This is a genomic window from Roseomonas mucosa ATCC BAA-692 (assembly GCF_000622225.1).
Classification (GTDB): domain Bacteria; phylum Pseudomonadota; class Alphaproteobacteria; order Acetobacterales; family Acetobacteraceae; genus Roseomonas; species Roseomonas mucosa.
Genome location: NZ_JHWD01000013.1, coordinates 41,337 through 61,860 on the forward strand (window position 1 = coordinate 41,337; position 20,524 = coordinate 61,860).

The 20,524-nt window shown below is 71.3% G+C and carries 16 protein-coding genes; 6 read left to right on the forward strand and 10 right to left on the reverse strand.

What is annotated here, in order from left to right; all coding sequences use genetic code 11:
• The first annotated feature begins 87 nt into the window (after nt 1-87).
• Nucleotides 88-1,233 carry an ABC transporter substrate-binding protein gene (locus BT98_RS0114065; protein ID WP_019461247.1) on the forward strand — a complete coding sequence of 382 codons (1,146 nt, stop codon included), beginning with the start codon at nt 88-90 and terminating at the stop codon, nt 1,231-1,233.
• A gap of 33 nt (nt 1,234-1,266) precedes the next feature.
• Here the strand turns inward: BT98_RS0114065 and BT98_RS0114070 are convergent, their stop codons facing one another.
• The 5 genes from BT98_RS0114070 to ccmA form a co-directional block, all read right to left on the reverse strand.
• Complete coding sequence (locus BT98_RS0114070) at nt 1,267-3,456, reverse strand: TonB-dependent siderophore receptor (protein WP_026033213.1); 2,190 nt, start codon at nt 3,454-3,456, stop codon at nt 1,267-1,269.
• 145 nt (nt 3,457-3,601) lie between these two features.
• Nucleotides 3,602-4,660 (reverse strand): alginate lyase family protein, encoded by a 1,059-nt coding sequence (locus tag BT98_RS0114075; protein WP_019461245.1) that lies wholly within the window; start codon nt 4,658-4,660, stop codon nt 3,602-3,604.
• 149 nt (nt 4,661-4,809) lie between these two features.
• Entirely contained in the window at nt 4,810-5,226 is a 417-nt protein-coding gene (locus BT98_RS0114080; protein ID WP_019461244.1) for a hypothetical protein, read from the reverse strand.
• A 90-nt stretch (nt 5,227-5,316) separates the two neighbouring features.
• Complete coding sequence (gene ccmB, locus BT98_RS0114085) at nt 5,317-5,976, reverse strand: heme exporter protein CcmB (RefSeq protein WP_019461243.1); 660 nt, start codon at nt 5,974-5,976, stop codon at nt 5,317-5,319.
• A gap of 31 nt (nt 5,977-6,007) precedes the next feature.
• Nucleotides 6,008-6,643 (reverse strand): heme ABC exporter ATP-binding protein CcmA, encoded by a 636-nt coding sequence (ccmA, locus tag BT98_RS0114090; RefSeq protein ID WP_314216855.1) that lies wholly within the window; start codon nt 6,641-6,643, stop codon nt 6,008-6,010.
• Nucleotides 6,644-6,703: 60 nt separating this feature from the next.
• On the opposite strand from ccmA, the gene acnA reads away from it, so the two are divergent.
• From acnA to BT98_RS24430, 3 genes are all read left to right on the forward strand, one after another.
• Nucleotides 6,704-9,409, forward strand: coding sequence for an aconitate hydratase AcnA (gene acnA / locus BT98_RS0114095; protein WP_026033211.1), 2,706 nt, complete (start codon nt 6,704-6,706; stop codon nt 9,407-9,409).
• 119 nt (nt 9,410-9,528) lie between these two features.
• On the forward strand, nt 9,529-10,497 hold the full coding sequence (locus tag BT98_RS0114100; protein WP_019461240.1) for a diacylglycerol/lipid kinase family protein: 969 nt from the start codon (nt 9,529-9,531) through the stop codon (nt 10,495-10,497).
• On the forward strand, nt 10,494-11,291 hold the full coding sequence (locus tag BT98_RS24430) for a metallophosphoesterase family protein (RefSeq protein ID WP_019461239.1): 798 nt from the start codon (nt 10,494-10,496) through the stop codon (nt 11,289-11,291). The genes BT98_RS0114100 and BT98_RS24430 overlap by 4 nt, the downstream gene beginning before the upstream one ends.
• A 31-nt stretch (nt 11,292-11,322) precedes the next feature.
• Here BT98_RS24430 and BT98_RS0114110 read toward each other — a convergent pair whose 3' ends face one another.
• The 5 genes from BT98_RS0114110 to BT98_RS0114130 form a co-directional block, all read right to left on the reverse strand.
• Complete coding sequence (locus BT98_RS0114110; RefSeq protein ID WP_162175654.1) at nt 11,323-13,005, reverse strand: ATP-binding protein; 1,683 nt, start codon at nt 13,003-13,005, stop codon at nt 11,323-11,325.
• Between the two features lie 239 nt (nt 13,006-13,244).
• Nucleotides 13,245-14,366 carry an enolase C-terminal domain-like protein gene (locus BT98_RS0114115; protein WP_019461237.1) on the reverse strand — a complete coding sequence of 374 codons (1,122 nt, stop codon included), beginning with the start codon at nt 14,364-14,366 and terminating at the stop codon, nt 13,245-13,247.
• Nucleotides 14,363-15,196, reverse strand: coding sequence for an amino acid ABC transporter ATP-binding protein (locus BT98_RS0114120; protein ID WP_019461236.1), 834 nt, complete (start codon nt 15,194-15,196; stop codon nt 14,363-14,365). The genes BT98_RS0114115 and BT98_RS0114120 overlap by 4 nt, the downstream gene beginning before the upstream one ends.
• Nucleotides 15,197-15,206: 10 nt before the next feature.
• Entirely contained in the window at nt 15,207-15,869 is a 663-nt protein-coding gene (locus tag BT98_RS0114125; RefSeq protein WP_019461235.1) for an amino acid ABC transporter permease, read from the reverse strand.
• A gap of 142 nt (nt 15,870-16,011) precedes the next feature.
• Nucleotides 16,012-16,881: a transporter substrate-binding domain-containing protein gene (locus BT98_RS0114130; protein WP_019461234.1), complete on the reverse strand. Its 870-nt coding sequence runs from the start codon at nt 16,879-16,881 to the stop codon at nt 16,012-16,014.
• Between the two features lie 377 nt (nt 16,882-17,258).
• Here BT98_RS0114130 and BT98_RS24440 point away from each other — a divergent pair, with 377 nt between their 5' ends.
• Both BT98_RS24440 and BT98_RS0114145 read left to right on the forward strand, forming a co-directional pair.
• Entirely contained in the window at nt 17,259-20,192 is a 2,934-nt protein-coding gene (locus tag BT98_RS24440; protein WP_019461233.1) for a helicase-related protein, read from the forward strand.
• 4 nt (nt 20,193-20,196) lie between these two features.
• Nucleotides 20,197-20,523, forward strand: a complete 327-nt coding sequence (locus tag BT98_RS0114145; RefSeq protein ID WP_051004840.1) for an RNA-binding S4 domain-containing protein — start codon at nt 20,197-20,199, stop codon at nt 20,521-20,523.
• The last annotated feature ends 1 nt before the right edge of the window (nt 20,524 follow it).

The window sequence follows — 20,524 nt, forward strand, 5'->3', positions numbered from 1 at the left end:
CGCCGGGAGAATGGTGGCGGGCGCCTTGTGCCGTGGGCCGGGCGCCCCTTATTGCGAATGGTTCTCGTCTTCCAGGAGGCCCCGTCCTTGGCCCTCGTTTCCTCCCGCCTGCGCCTCGTCCTGCCATTGCTGCCGCTGCTGCCCTGGCTCGCCCCGCCGGCACAGGCCCAGGCCGGGGCGCAGGACGGTGGCTGGCCGCGCCGGGTGACGGATCTGGCGGGGCGCGAGGTGACGCTGCCGCGCCAGCCGCGGGCGCTCCTGCTGGCCGAGAACTTCCAGCTCCTGACCCTGTCGGTGCTGCTGCCCGACCCCGTCTCCCTGCTGGTCGGCATGGGCGGCGACCTGAAGCAGCACGACCAGGGCAGCGACCTCGCCTTCCGCCGGCGCTTCCCCGCCATGAACCGGGTCCCGGAACTCACCAGCGCGGTGGGACAGGGCTTCTCAGTGGAGCGCGCCCTGACGCTGCGGCCGGATCTGGTAGTCCTGAGCACCTGGCAGCTCGGCTCGGCCGAGACGCGGCAGAATGTCGAGCATCTCGCCGCCGCAGGCATCCCGGTGGTCTTCATCGACAACTTCCAGCGGCCGCTCAGCAACGGCATCCCGAGCATCCGGCTGCTGGGCCGCGCCCTGGGCTGCGAGGAACGGGCCGAGGCGGTGATCGGCTTCCAGGAGGAGCGGCTGGCGCGCATCCGCGAGCGTGTCGCCGCCCATGCCGGCCCGAAACCGGGGGTGATCATGAACGCCTTCGCCGGGCGGCGGCCCTGCTGCTGGGTGGCCGGGAATGACGGCACGGGGCAGATGCTCTCGCTGGTGGGCGCGCGGAACCTGTCCGAGGGCATGCTGCCCGGCCCGCGCGGCGGCGAGATCAACCTGGAGCAGCTCCTCGCCGTGGCGCCGGAGATCGTCGTGAACACCGGCAACCGCCATGACGAGGACCAGCAGGGCCTGCGCGTCGGCACGGGCGTCACGCTGGCCGAGGCCAGGGCCTCGCTGGAGGCGCTGATGGCCTCGCCGGAACTCGTGGCCCTGCCCGCCACGCGGGACAGGCGCGTCTATGGGTTGTGGAACCCGGTCTTCGGCAGCCCGGTCGGCATCGCCGCGCTGGAGGCGATGGCGCGCTGGCTGCGGCCTGACCTCTTCGCGGATCTCGACCCGGCGGCGACGCTGGCGGAGATCAACCGCCGCTTCGCCGCCGTGCCCTTCGAGGGGACCTACTGGGTCGGCCCCGGCTGAACGGGAACGGCACGCGCCGGCTCCCCGCTGTCCTCACCAGCGATAGGCGAGATTGCCGATCACGGTGCGCCCATTGCCCCAGTAGCAGTAGTAGGTGCCGGTGCAGGAGGAGACATACTCCTTGTCGAAGAGATTGCTCGCGTTCACCGACAGCCGGTACTGGCCGAGGTCGTAGCTCACCGAGGCGTCGAACAGCGTCACCGAGGGCGAGAGGTACTGGTTGGCATCCTCGCCATAGAGGTTGCCGATATAGCGCACGCCGCCGCCCAGCCCGAGGCCGGCCAGCTTCGAATCCCGGTCGAAGCGGTACTTCATCCAGAGATTGGCCGTATGCGCCGGCACCAGCCCCGGGCGGTTGCCCTTGGTGGTGCGCGTCGTGCCGGTGATCAGCGTGTTGCTCCTGGTGATCTCGGCATCGAGGTAGGTGTAGGAGGCGGTGAGGTCGAGCCCTTCCGCCAGGCTCGCCACGGCCTCCAGCTCCACGCCGCGCGAGCGCACCTCGCCCGTCTGGATCTGGGAGGAGGTATAGACTGGGTCGCGGGTGGTGACGTTGGTCTGCGTCAGCTCGAACACCGCCGCGGTGACGAAGCTGTTGCGGCCCGGAGGCTGGTACTTCACGCCGAGCTCGTACTGCTCGCCCTCGGTCGGCTTGAACGGCGTGGCGCCGCGCTGGGCCGCGGTAGCGCCGATCACGGGGTCGAAGGAGGTGGTGTAGCTCGCATAGGGCGAGAGGCCGAAGTCGAAGAGGTACATCACCGCGATGCGCCCGGTCAGCGCATCGTCGTTGGAGCGCGTGCGCACCCCGTTGCGGCGCGAGGTCTGGCTGGTGGTGGACCAGTCCTGCCGCAGCCCGCCGGTGATCAGCAGCCGGTCGAGCCGGACCTGGTCCTGCAGGTAGATGCCGTGCTGGCCATAGTCGTCGTTGCGGTCGGTCTTCGCGCCCGTGCCGAGGCGCGGGTCGGGAACCGCCGCGCCGTAGTTGCGGGTGAAGATGTCGAGCGACGGGACGGTGCCGGTCTGGCCGAAACTGGCCTGGTAGTGGCCCCAGTACTGCCGGAAGTCATAGCCCGCGAGGACCGTGTGCCGCAGCGCCCCGGTGTCGAAGCGCGCCTCGACGCTGTTGTCGAGGTTGACCGTGTCGGAGCTTTCCCGCTGCAGCAGGCTGCCGCGCGTCAGGCGCCGCTGGTCCGCCGAGAGGCCGCTGACATACATGGTCTCGTAGGCCACGCGGTTGTGCATGTAGCGGGCGTTCTGCCGCACGCTCCAGACATCGTCGAAGCGGTGCTCGAGGTTCCAGCCGATGCTGGTGGTGGTGATGTCGGAGTTGTTGAAGCCCGGCTCACCCGCGAACCAGTTGCGCTTGATCGTCCCGTTGCGGTTCGGCAGCAGCGTGCCCACGGCCGGCAGGCCGATGGGCGAGCCGCCCTGGTCGTACTGGAAGCGCCCGAGCAGGGTCAGCGTCGTGTCCGCGCCGGGCCGCCAGGTGATGGCCGGGGCGATGAAGTAGCGGTCGTCATCGACATGATCGACCTGGGTGCCGCTCTGCCGCACCAGCCCGGTCAGCCGGTAGAGGAACTGCCCGTCCTGGGTCAGTGGCCCGCCCAGGTCGAAGCTGCCCTGGTAGCGGTCATAGGAGCCGGCCTGCAGGTTCACCTCGCCGAAGGGGCGCTCGGTGGGGCGCTTGCTGATCATGTTGATCATGCCGCCCGGCGGCGTCTGGCCGTAGAGCACCGAGTTGGGGCCCCGGATCACCTCGATCCGCTCCAGCCCGTCCTGCTCGATCGAGGTCGGGCCGAACTGCCGCAGCAGGCGCAGCCCGTCGAGGAACTGGCTCGGCCGCGCGTCGAAGCCGCGCAGGCGGAAGCTGTCGAAGCGCGTGTCGTTGCCGGAGAAGCCGGTGGCGAGGCCGGGCACATAGGCCAGCGCCTCCTCCACGTTGCGCACCGCGCGGTCGTCCATCTGGTCGCGGGTGACGACGGTGACGGATTGCGGCGTCTCGATCAGCGGCGTGTCGGTCTTGGTGGCCGAGGCGCTCTGGGTGGCGACATAGCCCTGCACCGGGCCAGTGGAGGTCTGCCGCTGCCCCTGCACCTGGATCTCGGGCAGTTGCACCGTCGTATCCTGGGACAGGGCGGCATGGGGCGTTAGCGCCAGGGAAGCCGCCGTCAACGCGGCAGCGCCCGTACGGCTCAGCGCCCATGGGTGCTTCGGTGCGGTACTCAATTCCTGTCTCCGACGGGTATTCCTGGTCGGGGCTCTTATTAAGAAAGATTATCAATCTCAATATGCAGGATGCGAAATGTTTCCGTGAATGTCCTGCCCGCAACACCGGTATGCCGCACGAACCATGGAGAAGCCGCGGCCTCCCTCAGCCTGGGCTGGGGGTCCTGGCAGGCCCTTCCAGGGCCGGGCTTCCACCATCGGGAATTGCTATCCCCTGGCCTGTTATCCACTGGCCTGTCACCATCCCCCCGAGCCAGCGCATGCGGTAGGGGCGGAACGGCGCGAGCGCGGCCTCCAGCGCCGCATCGGGCCGTGCCTGGGCGCGGATCTCCAGCCCCGCCGCCTCGGAAAGCGGCGGCCGGCCCTTCAGCCAGGGGTCGGATTGCGGCACGCCCGCCAGCGCCCCGATCCGTGACGGGTCCTTCGCCGCGGCGAGGACGAAGCCGGTCAGGCGCTCCAGCGCCGCCTCATCCTCCGGCGGCAGGGTCACGCCGTTGGCGGCGGCAAGGCGTTCCAGTGCCGCGACCGGCTCCAGCGCGAAGAGATGATAGTGCAGCGCCAGGGCACCGCGCGCGAGCTCCTGCGGCAGCGCCCCCTCCCCTGTCACCTGGGCGAGCTGCGCGTGCAGCCGCGCCATGCCCCAGTCGAAATGCGCCCGGCTGTCGCTGGCGATGCCGGCCACCGCCACGGCAAGCCCGGCCCAGGCGGCGTGATTGTTGCGCACATCACTGATCAGCGCCCGCGAGGCACGGTCGTAGCGGGGCTGGATGGCATCCGCGACCTCGCGCATCCAGCGGCCGACACGGCCGACCGAGACCGGCTCCAGCCCCGCCGCGTCGCGGATCCGCAGGAAGGCGAGCCCGGCCCCGGCCAGGGCCCAGACGCGGTGATAGGCGCCCTGCTGGTTCACGGCCCCCAGCATGGCGCCGGACTTGGCCCAGTCGTCGAGCAGGGACAGGGCGCAGGCGGCCGCCCCCGCCTCCCCGGCCCGGGCGCGGGCCACGGCGGCCTGCACCGCGTCCTGCCAGACATCCAGCCGCTTCTGCACGGCGGCGTCGGCGGCCAGGCGCCCGGGATCGGGGCGGGAGAAGGCGGGGTCGGTGTAGAAGGAGACGCCCTCGATGTTGCGCAGGGCCTCCGGGGGTGCCGGGCAGCCCGTCTCCGGGGCCGTCGCGGGCGGCAGGGGAGCGAAGGGCGTCCGCAACGGCTCCGCCGCTCCGGCTCCCCCCGGCAGAAGCGGAGGCAGGAGCAGGAGCAGGACCAGTCCGACCCGGCGGAACCCCTGCCCTCGAATCGGGGCCGTCTCTCCGGGGTCGCCACTGCTCCACCCCGGCGGCATCGCGGAGCCCCCTTTCACGCCTCGCTGCTGAAGAGGGGCAGCGCGGCCTGGCTCTCCTTCAGCCGCTTCGGCCGGTCCCGCTCCGCCCGCAGGCGCAGCAGCTCGCCCAACAGCCGGTCCATGGTGACCCAGACGGGCTCGTCGCCCTTGCGCTCCTTCATCACCAGCCGATGCGCGTCCAGCGTGACGTTCAGCGTGCCGCGCGTGGTCTCGGGACGGGGCATCCGCATCTGCACCAGCGCCTTCTCGACCTCCTCCAGCGGAACGTTCAGCGCCTTGGCGATCTGTTCGGGCTCATGACCCTGGCGGCGCAACTGGCGCGCCTTGTCCCGCTGCTTCGGCTCCAATGCGATCGATGGGCGCAGGGCGGCGGTGCGCCGGGAAATCTCGCCGGCGCCGGCGCCGGGCGGCTTGCCCTTGAAGGTCGGCATGACCGTGGTTTCTCCTTGCTCCTCCGAATGAACCGGCTGGCGACGGGATTCAAGGGACTCATCGCGCGGAGCCCGGCGCGGCCGCGCGCCTCAGTCGCCCCGCAGGGCGGCGCCGGCCGCGAGCGGCGCCAAGGGCGCGGCCAGCGCCGCCAGCGCCGCCAGCAGCAGCAGGTAGGGGCGCGGCGACAGGCCGGCGGTGGCGGCCTCGATGGCGGCGGCGGCGAAGATCGCCACCGGCACGGACAGGGGCAGCACCAGGATGGGCAGCAGGGCCGCGCCGCGCCGCGCGCCCAGCGTCAACGCCGCGCCGAGCGTGCCGAGCAGCGACAGCACCACCCCGGCCAGGGCCAGGGCGGCGCAGGCGGCGGGCCAGGCTGCGGGATCAAGGTTCAGCATGGCGCCGGCCAGCGGCACCGCCACCACCAGCGGCAGGCCGGTGGTCAGCCAATGGCCGGCGGCCTTGGCCAGCGCCAGGGCAGCCGGCGAAAGCCCGGACAGCAGCAGCAGGTCGAGCGAGCCATCCTCGGCCTCCGCTCCGAAGAGCCGGTCCAGCGGCAGCAGCGCGGCCAGAAGCCCGGCCGCCACCAGCGCGCCGGGCGCGAGGCGCGCCAGGGCCTCCGGACTTGGGCCGACGCCGAAGGGGAAAAGAGAGCAGACCACGAGGAAGAACAGCATTGCGGCCAGTGCATCGCCCGGGTGGCGGAGCGCGAGGCGCAATTCCCGCGACAGCACGGCAAGCCAGGGCTTCACCGCCTTTTCCCCGCGATCGGACAGGTCCCGGTCACAGCGTGATCTCCCGCATCTCCGGCAAGGGAAGCGGCAGGTGCGTGGCGGCCAGGACCATGCCGCCCGCCGCCCGGTGCCGCGCCAGCAGCGGGCCGAGCCGCGCGACGGAGGCCGTGTCCAGCCCCACCGTCGGCTCGTCCAGCAGCCAGAGCGGAACAGGCGAGAGCGCCAGCCGCGCCAGGGCGAGGCGGCGCTTCTGGCCGGAGGACAGGGCGCGGGCCGGCTGCTCGGCGATGGCGTTCAGCGCCAGGGCGTCCAGCGCCGCCGGCACCGACCCACCCAGGAGCCGCGCCAGGAACTCCAGGTTCTCCCGCACGGAGAGGGAGGGCTTGGCGGCATCGAGATGCCCGACCCAGCGCAGGCGCCGGGCATGGGCGGCGGGATCGGCGGCGATGTCGGCGCCATCCCAGGCCACACGCCCCCCGGCCGGGCGCAGCAGCCCGGCCAGGGCGCGAAGAAGCGAGGACTTGCCCGCCCCATTGCGACCGAGAATTACTATCGCTTCGCCAGGACTCACAGTGAAGTCCAAATCGGCAACCACGTCATGGCCCCCACGGCGCAAATGCAGCTTTTCCGCCGTCAGCACGGCTCCCACCTCATGACTGGTCCCGCGGTCCCCCTGGACCCGCACCGGCCGCCATGCTTCAAGCCGGTTAAACGTCACCAACGTCAAGCAGGGGTTTTACGCGCCATGCGAATGATCGGGCAGGACAGTCTGAAGACCAGCCGCACTCTCTCGGTGGATGGCAAGGAATACACTTACTTCAGCCTGCCCGAGGCCGGGAAGGCGCTGGGCACCGATTTCTCCCGCCTCCCCAACAGCCTGAAGGTGCTGCTGGAGAACGTCCTGCGCTTCGAGGACGGCCGCGCCTACACCGTCGAGGACGCCAAGGCCTTCACCGGCTGGCTGGAGAACGCGCATAGCGAGCGCGAGGTGCCCTTCCGCCCGACGCGCATCCTGATGCAGGACTTCACCGGCGTTCCCGCCGTGGTGGACCTCGCCGCCATGCGCGACGGCATCCTGAAGCTGGGCGGCGAGCCGCGCCGCGTGAACCCGCTGGTGCCGGTCGACCTGGTGATCGACCACTCGGTGATGGTCGATGTCGCCGGCCGCGCCGACGCGCTGCAGAAGAACGTGGACATCGAGTACGAGCGCAACGGCGAGCGCTACGAGTTCCTGCGCTGGGGCCAGGCCGCCTTCGACAACTTCCGCGTCGTGCCGCCGGGCTCGGGCATCTGCCACCAGGTGAACCTGGAGCATCTGGCGCAGGTCGTCTGGACCCGTTCCGAGGCCGGCACCGCCTACGCCTATCCGGACAGCTGCTATGGCACCGACAGCCACACCACCATGGTGAACGGCCTGGGCGTGCTGGGCTGGGGCGTCGGCGGCATCGAGGCCGAGGCCGCCATGCTCGGCCAGCCCATCGCCATGCTGATCCCCGACGTGATCGGCTTCCGCCTGACCGGCAAGCTGCGCGAGGGCGTCACCGCCACCGACCTGGTGCTGACGGTCACGCAGATGCTCCGCAAGAAGGGCGTGGTCGGCAAGTTCGTCGAGTTCTTCGGCCAGGGCCTGGACCAGCTGCCGCTGGCCGACCGCGCCACCATCGGCAACATGGCCCCGGAATACGGCGCGACCTGCGGCTTCTTCCCCGTGGACAGCGTGACGCTGGACTATCTCCGCCTGTCGGGCCGCGAGGAAAGCCGCATCAAGCTGGTCGAGGCCTATGCCAAGGCCCAGGGCATGTGGCGCGAGACCAGCACGCCGGACCCGGTCTTCACCGACACGCTGGAGCTGGACCTTTCCACGGTGCAGCCCTCCATCGCCGGCCCGAAGCGCCCGCAGGACCGCGTGCTGCTGAGCGACGCCGCCCCGGCCTTCCTGCGCGAGCTGCCGGGCCTGTCCGGCAACCCGAACGCCGACGTCACGAAGCGCCACGGCGTGGCCAACGCCAACCATGACATCGCCCATGGCGACGTGGTGATCGCGGCCATCACCTCCTGCACCAACACCTCCAACCCCTATGTGCTGGTCGCCGCCGGCCTCGTCGCCCGCAAGGCGCGGGCGCTGGGCCTGCAGCCGAAGCCCTGGGTGAAGACCTCGCTGGCCCCCGGCTCCCAGGTGGTCACCGACTACCTGAACCGCGCCAAGCTGCAGGAGGACCTGGACGCCATCGGCTTCCAGACCGTGGGCTATGGCTGCACCACCTGCATCGGCAATTCCGGCCCGATCAGCGACGACATCGTCGATGCGATCGAGGCCAACAAGCTGGTGGCGGTCTCGGTGCTGTCCGGCAACCGCAACTTCGAGGGCCGCATCCACCCGAACGTGCGGGCGAACTACCTCGCCTCCCCGCCGCTCGTGGTCGCCTATGCCCTGGCCGGCACGATCACCAGGGACATCACCAAGGAGCCGATCGCGCAGGACAAGAACGGCAAGGACGTCTTCCTGAAGGACATCTGGCCGACCCAGGCGGAGATCAACGAGATCGTCGCCCAGTCCCTGACGCGCGAGATGTTCCAGGAGCGCTATGCCCATGTCTTCGAGGGCACGGCGCAGTGGCAGGCGATCAAGATCGACGCGGACAGCGAGACCTACCGCTGGAACTCCGGCTCGACCTATGTGCAGAACCCGCCCTATTTCGAGGGCATGACGATGGAGCCCGAGGCACGCGGCGGCATCGAGGGTGCGCGCATCCTGGCCAAGCTGGGTGACTCGATCACCACCGACCACATCTCGCCCGCTGGCTCCATCAAGAAGGCCTCGCCCGCCGGCGAGTACCTGCTGGAGCACCAGGTCCGGCAGGCGGACTTCAACAGCTACGGCGCCCGCCGCGGCAACCACGAGGTCATGATGCGGGGCACCTTCGCCAACATCCGCATCAAGAACGAGATGGTGCCGGGCATCGAGGGCGGCATCACCAAGCACCTGCCCTCCGGCGACGTGCTGCCGATCTACGACGCGGCCATGCGCTACAAGAGCGAGGGCGTGCCGCTGGTGATCTTCGGCGGCAAGGAATACGGCACCGGCTCCTCCCGCGACTGGGCGGCGAAAGGCACCTTCCTGCTGGGCGTGAAGGCCGTGATCACCGAGAGCTTCGAGCGCATCCACCGCTCGAACCTCGTGGGCATGGGCGTGCTGCCGCTGATGTTCAAGAACGGCGAGACCCGCGAGAGCCTGGGCCTGACCGGCGAGGAGACCATCGACATCCTGGGGCTGGAGGAGATCAAGCCCCGCATGGACGTGACGCTGGTGATCCACCGCCCCGACGGCACCGAGCACCGCACCACCCTGCTCTGCCGCGTCGATACGGCCGACGAGGTCGAGTACTACCGCCAGGGCGGCATCCTGCACTACGTGCTGCGCTCCATGGCGCAGGCGGCGCAGGCGGCCTGACGCCGCATCCTCCGGGGAGCCGATCCCCCCGGACCGCTGCGGGCGGGATGGGCAACCATCCCGTCCGGGGCCGCGTTGCCGCCCCGGCTGGCCATGCTGGAACAGGCTGGGGGACCGGGATGATGCGTGCCGTACTCGTGATGAACAACCGTGCCGGAACGCTGGACGGCCGGCCCGAACTGCCCGGCCAGATCGAGGACGCCCTGCGCGAATCCGGCTTCGACCTCCGGATCATCGGAGAGGATGCCGCGCCCGACATGGGGGGCCGGATCGATGCCGCCGTTGCGGCCGCGCGGGACCTGCCCGCGCCGCTGGTGATCGTCGGCGGCGGCGACGGCACGGTGTGCGGCGCCGCCGGCAAGCTGGCCGGCACCGGGATCGCCCTGGGCATCCTGCCGCTCGGCACGCTCAACGTCCTGGCCCGCGACCTCGGCATGCCGCTCGACCCTCTGGAGGCCGCCCGCGCCCTGGCTGGCGCGGAAACGAAGCGGATCGATATCGGCGAGGTGAACGGCGAGATCTTCACCTGCCAGGCTGTGCTGGGCCTGCCGAACCGCTTCGCGCGGCTGCGGCAGGCGAACCGCCGCACCCCCGGCATCGCCGCGCGGATGCGGACCATCCTCGGCACGCTGCGGGCCTTCGGCCGCCCGCCCCTGAGCCTGAACCTCGTCTGGACCGACCGGCCGGGCGCCCCGCCGGCCAGCAAGCATGTCCGGGCCCGGGCGCTGTCCGTGGTCAACAACCCCTATGAGGAAGCGCTGGGCAGCTTCTTCCACCGTCCCAGGCTCGACACCGGCCTCCTCGCCGTGCACCGGCCGAAGCGCTTCGGCCTGTTCTGGTCGCTGGTGATGCTGATGGCCATGGGCCTCGGCCTCTGGCGACGGACGGAGGAGGTGGAGCACTTCCTCACCTCCGAGCTGACCATCGAGTCGCGCCGCCCCAACCTGCGCGTCTCCACCGACGGGGAGATCCGGATGCTCTCGACGCCGCTACGGTTCCAGCTGCACCCCCGCGCCCTGTGCGTGCTCGCCCTCGCCCCCGTGGCGGAGGCAGACTGCGTAGCGCGGACGGAAACGCTGACGGCATGAGGCGGATCGACCATATCTCCGACCTGCATTTCGGCCGGGTGGACGATGCGGTGGTGGCCGGGCTGCTGGCCGAGCTGAACGCCGCGCCGGCGGATCTGGTGGCCGTCTCGGGCGACCTCACCATGCGGGCCCGGCGCCGCGAATACGCCGCGGCGGCGGAGTTCCTCCGTGCCCTGAAGGCGCCCTGGATCGCCGTGCCGGGCAACCATGACATCCCCTACTACGATCCCTGGGAACGCTTCACCAACCCCTATGCCCGCTGGCGGCGCTTCATCCAGGACGATATCGAGCCCGCCTGGGTGGACCAGGAGATCGCAGTGCTGGGGCTGAACACCGTCAGCCGGGGCGGCCTGCGGATGAACTGGGCCGACGGCACCGTGCACCTGGGCGGGCTGTCGCGGCTGCTGGAGCGGCTCCGTGCCCTGCCCGATGGCACGGTGCGGATCATCGTGGCGCATCACCCCTTCCTGGCCCCGCCCTGGGCGCCGGACACGGTGCTGGCCGGGCGGGCGCGCAAGGCGCTGTCCGTCCTGTCCCAGGCCGGCGTGCGGCTGGTCCTCAGCGGCCACCTGCACCGTACCTATACCTCGCAATACGAGAACATCGTGGCGGAAGGGGGCGGATTGCAGATCGTCAGCGCCGGCTCCGCCACCTCCGTCAGGCTGCGCAACGAGGTGAACACCTATAACCGCATCACCATCGCCCCCGGGGGGATCGACTGCGAGCCCCGGGCCTGGAACGGCCAGGGCTGGGAAAGGCTGGAATTGAACCGCGCCACCGAGATCACCGCCTGATCCGGAGGGCCCGGGACGGGGCCGGCCTGCCTCAGTCCGGCGCCATCATGCGGCGGATGCGTTCGGCCAGCGCCTCCATCGTGAAGGGCTTGGTCAGGAGCTGCATATCCGGGCCGGACAGGGCCACGCCCTCCAGCGCCGCCTCGGGATAGCCGGTGATGAACAGCACCCGCAGCGTGTCGTGCAACTCGCGGGCCGCCAGGGCCAGATCGCGCCCGTTCATGCCCCCCGGCATACCGATATCGGTGACGAGCAGATCGATCGTCCTCCCCCCGCGCAGGATCTCCAGGGCCGAGGCGGCATCCCCGGCCTCCAGCACGGTGCAGCCCCGCTCGCGCAGCACCTCGGCCGCCAGCAGGCGCAGCGAGGGCTCGTCATCGACCACCAGCACCGTGCCGCCCGGGCCGGTGGCGGCGGCTTCCGGCTTTCCGGCCTCGGGCGCCGCGATGGCGGCGCCCCTGTGGCGCGGGAAGCAAAGGCGCAGCGTGGTGCCCTGTCCCGGCGCGCTCTCGATAGTGATCCGGCCGCCGGACTGCTGCACGAAGCCGTAGATCATCGACAGGCCCAGCCCGGTGCCCTGGCCGATCGGCTTGGTGGTGAAGAAGGGGTCGAAGGCGCGCTGCATCACCTCCGGCGCCATGCCGCTGCCGGTGTCGCGTACCGACAGCGTGACCCGGTCCTCCGCGCCGCCACCCGGGGCGCCGGAACCGGGAAGGTTGGCCAGGGCGATGGCCAGCCGTCCGCCGCCCGGCATGGCGTCGCGCGCATTGATGCAGAGGTTCAGCAGCGCGCTCTCCATCTGGTGCGGATCGCAGAGCACGGGCCAGGATCCCGCCGGCGCGTCCACCTCGATGTCGATCTCCGGGCCGATGGTGGAACGGATCAGCCCCTCCATCCCCGCCACGAGCCTTTGCAGCTCCACCGGCTGCGGCGTCAGGACCTGGCGGCGGGAGAAGGCCAGCAGGCGCTGGGTCAGCCCGGCTGCGCGCTCCGCTCCGGTGCGTGCCAGGCCGAGGAAACGCTCCAGTTCCGAGAACCGGCCCTTCGCCAGCCGCGCCTGCATCAGGTCCAGGCTGCCGAGCACGCCGGTGAGCATGTTGTTGAAGTCGTGCGCGATGCCGCCGGTGAGCTGGCCCACCGCCTCCATCTTCTGCGACTGGGCCAGGGCGGCGGCGATGCGGCGGCGCTCGGCCTCGGCCGCCTCCAGCGCGGCGGTGCGCTCCCGCACGCGGGCCTCCAGCAGCTCCGCCATGCGCTCCGCGGCGGCGGCCTCCTCCTCCATGTGGCCGCGCAGGCGGCGCTGCCAGGAGCGGGCGCGCAGCGAGGTCTTCACCGCGCTGAGCAGGGTGACGGCGTTCAGCGGCCTTTCGATGAAAAGGACGTTGCCGAGCCTTTCGGCCAGCCGGATCTCGTCCATCTGGCGCCGCGCTTGCGTGCCCATCTGGCTGAGCACGATGAAGGGCAGGTCCGACCAGGGCGGCTGGCGCGAGAGATGGGCGGTCAGCGGCCCGAGATCGGCATGGAACAGCAGCTCGTCCGTCACCAGCACCAGCCCGGTGGCCACGCCGACGGACTCGGCCAGGGCCGACACGGATTCGACCCGCTGGCCCTCGATCCTTTCGCTGGCCAGGAGGCGGAACAGGCCCAACCCGTCCCGCTCGGTCGGCGCCAGGATCAGCACCGGGCCGGCATCTCTCAGGCTGCGGTCAGCCAAGGGCGGCTCCGTCAGGACCGGCGGCGACATCCGGGCGGGGCACGGCGACGATCCGGCGACACCCGCCGGGAATGCCGGGCCTCCCCGGCGGGGTCTTGCGACAGGTGGCGCGGCGCAGGGTCATGCTGGCCTGGCTTTGTAACGGATTCGCCCGTGGCTGCCCATGATGGCACGGGGCCCCGCCCCGCCGCATCCGGCAACGCGGCCCTCCCGCCGGAGCGAGGAGCGGGCGCGCGGTCCTAGCCCGCTTCCGCCAGGATGCGCGCCCCGCCGCGCACGGAGGCCTCGCTGACCCGGATGCCCAGGCCCGGCCCCTCCGGCACCACCACGGCGCCGTCGCGGTTGGGCACGCGCTCCTCCAGCACATCCTCGGTCAGGACGTGGTGCGGCATGTAGAACTCGCAGCCCAGCGAGATGCCGGGCGTGGCGGCGATGAGCTGCGTGCCGGCGGCGAGCGCGATGCCGCCCTCCCACAGCGTGCCTCCATAGCCCGGCAGGCCGGCCGTGTCGGCGATGGCCATCATGGCCTGCGCCTTCAGCATGCCGCCGCACTTCATCAGCTTCACCGAGATGGCATCCGCCGCGCGCCGCCGCACCACTTCCAGCAGGTCAACCGCGTCGTAGCAGCTCTCGTCGGCCAGGACCGGCGTGTCCAGCGCGGCGGCGAAGCCGGCCATGGCGTCGAGATGGCGGCGCGGCACCGGCTGCTCGATGAAGGTCGGGCGGAAGCGGTCCACGTCGCGCAACACCGTCATCGCCGCGAAGGGCTCCAGCGCCTGGTTGTAGTCGAGGCGCAGGTCCACGCCGTCGCCAAAGGCATCGCGGATCGCCTCCAGATGCGCCATGTCCTCGCGGTGCGGCTTCACCCCGGTCTTCACCTTGAACAGCCGGTGCCCCGCCGGGACCATCGCCCGCATGCGCTCCATGTCGGCCGCGAAATCCGGATCGGCGATGGAGAAGGAGAGCGGGATGGTGTCGCGCACCCGCCCGCCCAGCAGGTCGGCGACCGAAAGCCCCTTCGCCTTGCCGAGCAGGTCCAGCACGGCCATCTCGACGCCGGCCTTGGCATCCGTGTGGCCGATCAGGGCCCGGTCCATCCGCGCCAGCATCGCGCGCAGCCGCAGCGCCGGATGGCCGACCACATGCGGGCGCAGATAGGTGTCGAGGGCAGAGAAGGCCCCCTCCGGCGTGCCGGTGAAGACCTCCCAGGGCGCGGCCTCGCCCCAGCCGGTCAGGCCATCGTCGGCGGAAAGGGCGATCAGCACGCGCTTCACGCTGCCCTTCACCGAGCCCACGCCCTGTGCGCGGGCCATCCTGATCGGGCTCTCCACCAGGAAGAGCCGCATGCGGCCGATGATCATCCCGGGAAACCCCGGGTGGCCGGGCCAGGGAGGGAACCAGGCAGGGCGCCGTCCGGCAGCCCGCCCTGGCGGTGGAAATGCGACAGGAAGGCCCGCGTGGCGGCCTCGCGGGGGGTGTCGATCACCGCGCGGGCCGGCCCTTCCTCCACCACCACCCCGTCGCGCATGAAGACCACGCGGTCGGCGACCTCGCGGGCGAAGGCGATCTCGTGGGTGACGATCACCATGGTCATCCCGTCGGCGGCGAGGCTCTGCATCACCCCCAGCACCTCGCCCACCAGCTCGGGGTCCAGCGCCGAGGTCGCCTCGTCGAAGAGCATCACCTCCGGCTCCATGGCCAGCGCCCGGGCGATGGCCACGCGCTGCTTCTGCCCGCCGGACAGGCGGGAGGGGTAGTAGTCCGCCCGGTCCGCCAGCCCGACCCGGGCGAGCAGCCGCTGCGCCAGCGCCTCGGCCTGCGGCTTCGCCATGCGGCGCACCGTCAGCGGGCCTTCCATGACGTTCTCCAGCGCCGTCAGGTGCGGGAAGAGGTTGAACTGCTGGAAGACCATGCCGGTATTGGCGCGGAAACGGGCAAGCTCCCGCCGCCCGGGCAGGCGCTGCCCGGCAGCGAAGTCGAAGCCCTGCCCGCCGATCCGCACCCGCCCGCCATCGGGCACGACAAGCAGGTTCAGGCAGCGCAGCAGGGTGGACTTGCCGGAGCCGGAGGGACCGATCAGCGCCACCACCTGCCCGGGCTCGACCCGGAAGTTGATGTCGCGCAGCACCTCGTGGTCGCCGAAGCTCTTGCGCAGCGCGGCCACGTCGATCTTGGGCTGGGATGTGCTCACCGCCTCCTCCTCAGTCGCTGCGCGCCATGCGGCGCTCCAGGTATTGCACCAGCAGGGTCAGCGGGAAGAGCACGGCGAAGTAGATCACCGCCACCAGCGAATAGGTCTCCAGCGGCCGGTAGGTGTCGTGCGCGATGGCCTGGCCCTGGTAGAGCAGGTCCGGCACCGCCAGCACCGAGACCAGCGAGGTGTTCTTGAACTGGATGATCGACTGGTTCATCAGCGGCGGCACCATGCGCTTGATGGCCTGCGGCAGGATGATGCGGCGCATGGACTGGCCGGGCGTCATGCCCAGCGCCTCCGCCGCCTCCCGCTGTCCCGCGTCGATCGAGACGATGCCGCCGCGGATGATCTCGGCATAGAAGGCACCACCGTAGAGCGAGAGCGCCAGCACCGCTGCCGAGGTCGCCGACATGTCGATGCCCGAGAGGATCGGCAGGGCGTAGTAGAACCAGACGAGCTGCACCAGCACGGGGGTGCAGCGGAAGACCTCGATATAGGCCTGGGCGATCCAACGGATGATGGCATAGGGCGCGAGCCGCCCCAGCCCGGCCACCAGCCCCACCACCAGCCCGATCAGCACGATGCCGACGGTGAAGGCGATGGTGACGCCGAGCCCTTGCAGGAAGAGCCAGCGGTAGCCCCAGATGAAGTAGAAGTCCCACTCGTACATACGGTCTCTCTCGTGCCGCCCGCCCGGCCCGGAAGGGGGGGCGGATGGCCGGGCAGCGCGATGCGGCCCGGCCCTTCCCCTCAGCCCAGGGCGGGTGGGGGCAGGATGCCGCCGGGCGTCTGGGCCGGGCGGCGATGCGGGGTCAGAGCGTCAGGCCGGCCGGAAAATCCGATTCCTCGACGCCCACGAGCTGCATGTTCGACACGATCGCCTGACGCACCACGCCCAGGCCGCGGTTGTAGTCGATCCAGACATTGACGAAGTCGCGCCAGGTCTTGTCCGGCTCCCGCCGGAAGCCGGCGTTGGAGGTGGTCAGGAAGACCGGCTTCGGCGTGATGATCTCGCCCAGGTTCGGCACCTTCTTCTTCACCGTCAGCGCCAGGATGATCACCAGGCACTGCGCGTCGGCGCGGCCGGTCTGCACCGCCATGGTGGCCTCGTCCGCCGACTTGAAGCGGGAGATCGTCGCCTTGGGGCAGAGCCGCGTCACCGCGCCGTCCTGCGAGGAGCCGCTGTCCACCGCGATGCGGACCTCCGGCTTGTTCAGGTCGTCCCAGGTCTCGAACCGGAAGCCCTTCTTCGTGATGAAGGAGAAGGCGTTGTTGAAGCAGGGCACCGAGAAGTCCACCGCCAGGGCACGGCGCGGCGTCGGATTCAGGCCGAAGAAGACGTCGAGCTTGTTGCTCTGCAGGTCGAGCACCGCGTTGCCCCAGGTGGTCTCGTGCAGTTCCAGCTCCACCTCCAGCTCCTGCGCCAGGGCGCGGCCGAGATCCATGTAGAACCCCTTCCATTCCCCGGTGGCGAGGTCCTTCACGTAGTAGGGCGTGGCCCCCGCCACGGCGCCGAAGCGCAGCTTCCGGGTGCGCTTGATCCGGTCCAGCGTGGGCTCGCCGCTCTCGGCGGGCGGGTTCTGCGCCGCGGCGGAAGGGATACCCAGCGAGGCACCGAGCCCCGACCCCGCTGCGAGGGCCGCGAAGCCGCCGGTCCCGGCCATCAGGCGTCGTGAGATCATGATCGAGACTTCCCTTTCCAAGGCGGCCCCTCCCCAGGGCGAACGCCGGTCAAACATCGGTTATCCGTCCACGGCCTGGCTGCCGCCAGACCGTCCGCGCGACGAATGCGGTTCGGAAGGGGCGTCCAGGCTCAGGCAACCGGCCGGGAAGGCCGATCCGGGGAGATGAATGCCGCCCTAGCAGCATCCGGGCCAGTCCCGCCCCGGATCGCCGCCAAGAGCCCCTGCGAGCACCCCGATACCGCCGGGAGCGGATTTCAGGGCACGGAATCGCGCCATGGCAGGGCGCGAGCCGCATTCTCCGGCTCGGTGACGGTTGCCAAGCGCCTCGGCCATTGCCACACACTCCGCCCGGAATGAGTCACCACGACACGCAGATGTTCGAGCCCCGGGTCAAGGCTGTCCTGGGGCCGACCAACACCGGCAAGACGCATCTCGCCATCACGCGGATGCTCGCGCACAGTTCCGGCATCATCGGCTTCCCGCTGCGCCTCCTGGCGCGCGAGAACTACGACCGGATGGTGGCCGCCAAGGGCGAGCAGCACGTCGCCCTGATCACCGGCGAGGAGAAGATCATCCCGCCCGAGGCGAGGTGGTTCGCCTGCACGGTGGAGGCCATGCCGCTCGACCGGAAGGTCGAGTTCCTGGCGGTGGACGAGATCCAGCTCTGCGCCGACCCGGACCGGGGCCATGTCTTCACCGACCGGCTGCTGCACGCCCGCGGCATGGTGGAGACCATGTTCCTCGGCGCCGAGACCATCCGGCCGCTGCTCCAGCGCCTCGTGCCCCGGGCGGAGATCGAGACCCGCCCCCGCCTGTCCCAGCTCACCTATGCCGGCCCGGCCAAGCTCACCCGCCTGCCGCCGCGCTCCGCCGTCGTCGCCTTCTCCGCCGGCGAGGTCTATGCCATCGCCGAGGCCATCCGCCGCCGCCGGGGCGGCTGCGCCGTGGTCATGGGCCGCCTGTCCCCCCGCACCCGCAACGCCCAGGTGGCGCTGTACCAGGAGCGGGAGGTGGACTTCCTGGTGGCCACCGATGCCATCGGCATGGGGCTGAACATGGATGTGGACCATGTCGCCTTCGCCTCCCTCACCAAGTTCGACGGCCACCGCTCGCGCGAGCTGAGCGCGCAGGAGGCCGCCCAGATCGCCGGCCGCGCCGGGCGCGGCATGCGCGATGGCACCTTCGGCGTCACCGCCGACTGTCCGCCGCTGTCCGACGAGATCGTCGAGAAGATCGAGAGCCACCAGTTCGAGCCGCTGCAGACCCTGGCCTGGCGGAACTCGGCGCTGGACTTCGCCTCGCCCGAGGCGCTGCTGGAAAGCCTCGCCGCCCCGCCGCCCTTCGCCGGGCTGGCCAAGGGCAACGACGCGGACGACCACATCACCCTCGCAGCCCTGGCGCGGGACGAGGATGTCCGCCGCCTCGCCACCAGCCGCTCCCGCGTCAGTCTGCTCTGGGAAGCCTGCCAGATCCCGGATTTCCGCAAGCTGGCCGACGAGACGCACCAGAACTTCTGCGCCCGGGTGTTCAAGCACCTGGCGGAGGACGGGCACCTGCCGGAGGACTGGATCGCCTCCGGCATCGCCTCCTGCAACAATGTCGAGGGCGACCTCGACACGCTGATGGCCCGCCTCGCCTCGATCCGGGTCTGGAGCTTCGTCGCCGCCCGCAACGACTGGTTCCGCGACGCCGCCCGCTTCCAGGGCGAGGCGCGCGAGGCGGAGGACAAGGTGTCCGACGCCCTGCACGAGCGTCTGACCGCCCGTTTCGTGGACCGACGCGCGGCGCATCTGATGCGCAAGCTGGACGATGGCGAGGAGGAGCTGCTTTCCGCCGTCACCCGCCGGGGCGAGGTGGTGGTCGAGGGTCATCCGGTCGGCAGGATCTCCGGCTTCAACTTCGAGGCCGCGACCGAGGCCGGGGCCGGCGAGGAGGAGCGCAAGGCCCTGCTCCGCGCCGCCCGCCGGGCGCTGAAGGAGGAGATGCCGCGCCGCGTCTCGCTGCTGGAGGCCAGCAACGACGACGCCTTCGGCCTCACCCCGCTGCAGCGCGTCACCTGGACCCTGCCCGGCTCCCCGCCGCCCGGCTCGCCCGGTCACGAGGCCGCCGAGATCGCGCGGCTCAAGGCCGGGCCAAGCCCGGACAAGCCGTTGGTCGAGCCGCTGAACTCCGAGTTCCTGGACAGCGCCCAGCGGGAGCGCGTGCGCGCCCGGCTGGCGACCTGGCTGGAGAGCACGATCAAGAAGGCCATGGCGCCGCTGGAGGCTGCCGAGACCAAGGCGGCCGAGGATTCCAGCCTGCGCGGCCATCTGTTCCGGCTGCGGGAATATCTGGGCCTGGTGCCCGGCGGCACGGAGCGGGAGATCACCCCGGAGCTCCGCGCCAAGCTGAAGGCCATCGGCGTGCGGGCGGGGCGCTTCGCGCTCTACCTGCCGGAGATGCTGAAGCCCAAGCCCATGGGCCTGCGCGCGCAGCTCTGGGCGCTGGCCGCCGAGAGCGCGGTGCCGCCGCTGCCGGTGGGCGGGCTGGTCTCGATCACCCCGCCCTCCAACTGGCCCGCCGGCTTCGCCGCGCAGATGGGCTGGGTGCTGGCGGGCGAGGTGATGATCCGCCTGGACGTCGCCGAGCGCGTGGCGGGGGAGCTGGGCCACCTGACCCGGCGCGCCCCGGCCCTGCTGCCCGGTGACATCGCCAGCCGCCTGGGCGTGAAGGCCGAGGCCCTGGCCCCGGCGCTGACAGCGCTGGGCTTCCGCCTGCTGAATGCCGAGCCGCTGCCGGAGGAGATGTTCGGCCCGCCGGCGCCGCTGATGGTGGCGGCCCGGCGCGACGAGCACCGCCACCATCCGCGCCACGACCAGCGCGGCCGGAACCAGCCCGGCAGGGGGCCGCGCCAGGGGGGCGAACGCGGCGAGCGTTCCGGCGGGGGAGCTTCCCGCACGGTGCCCGCCACCACGCCCGAAGGGGAAGCCCCCGCCGCGGCCGAGGGCGAGGCCGGGCAGGCCGGCACGCCGGCCGAGACGCCGCGCCCCCGCGAGGAGAGGCCGCGCGACGGCAACCGGCAGGGCCGCCAGGGTCATCGCGACGAGCGCCACGGCAAGGGCGGGCCAAGCGCGGGTGGCCAGGGCAACAAGGAGCGCGGCGACAGGCCAAGGGGCGACCGGCCGCGCGGCGACCGCCCCTTCTCCGACCGCGACCGGAAGGGTGGCGACCGCGAGCCCCGCGTCTTCCAGATCGGTGGCAAGCGCGACTCCGGCCCCGACCCGGACAGCCCCTTCGCGGCCCTGGCCAAGCTGAAGCTCGGCAAGTGACGGCTTGAGCGGCCCGGGCGTAGGCCCGAGAGGGGGCCAGAAGGGAGGGCAGGAGGGCCAGGACTGGCAGCGGCTGGATGCCTGGCTCTGGTGCGCGCGGGTGGCCAAGACCCGCGCCGCCTGTTCCCGTCTGGTCGAGGCCGGTGCCGTCCGCCTGAACCGCCAGCCGGCGGAAAAGGCCCACGCCCGGCTGCGGCCCGGGGATGTGCTGACCCTGGCGCTCGGCGGCCCGGAGCACGGCCGCATCCAGGTCTGGCGCGTCCTGTCCCTCGCCATGCGCCGTGGCCCGGCACCCGAGGCCCGGCTGCTCTACGAGGAACTCGCGGACTGAG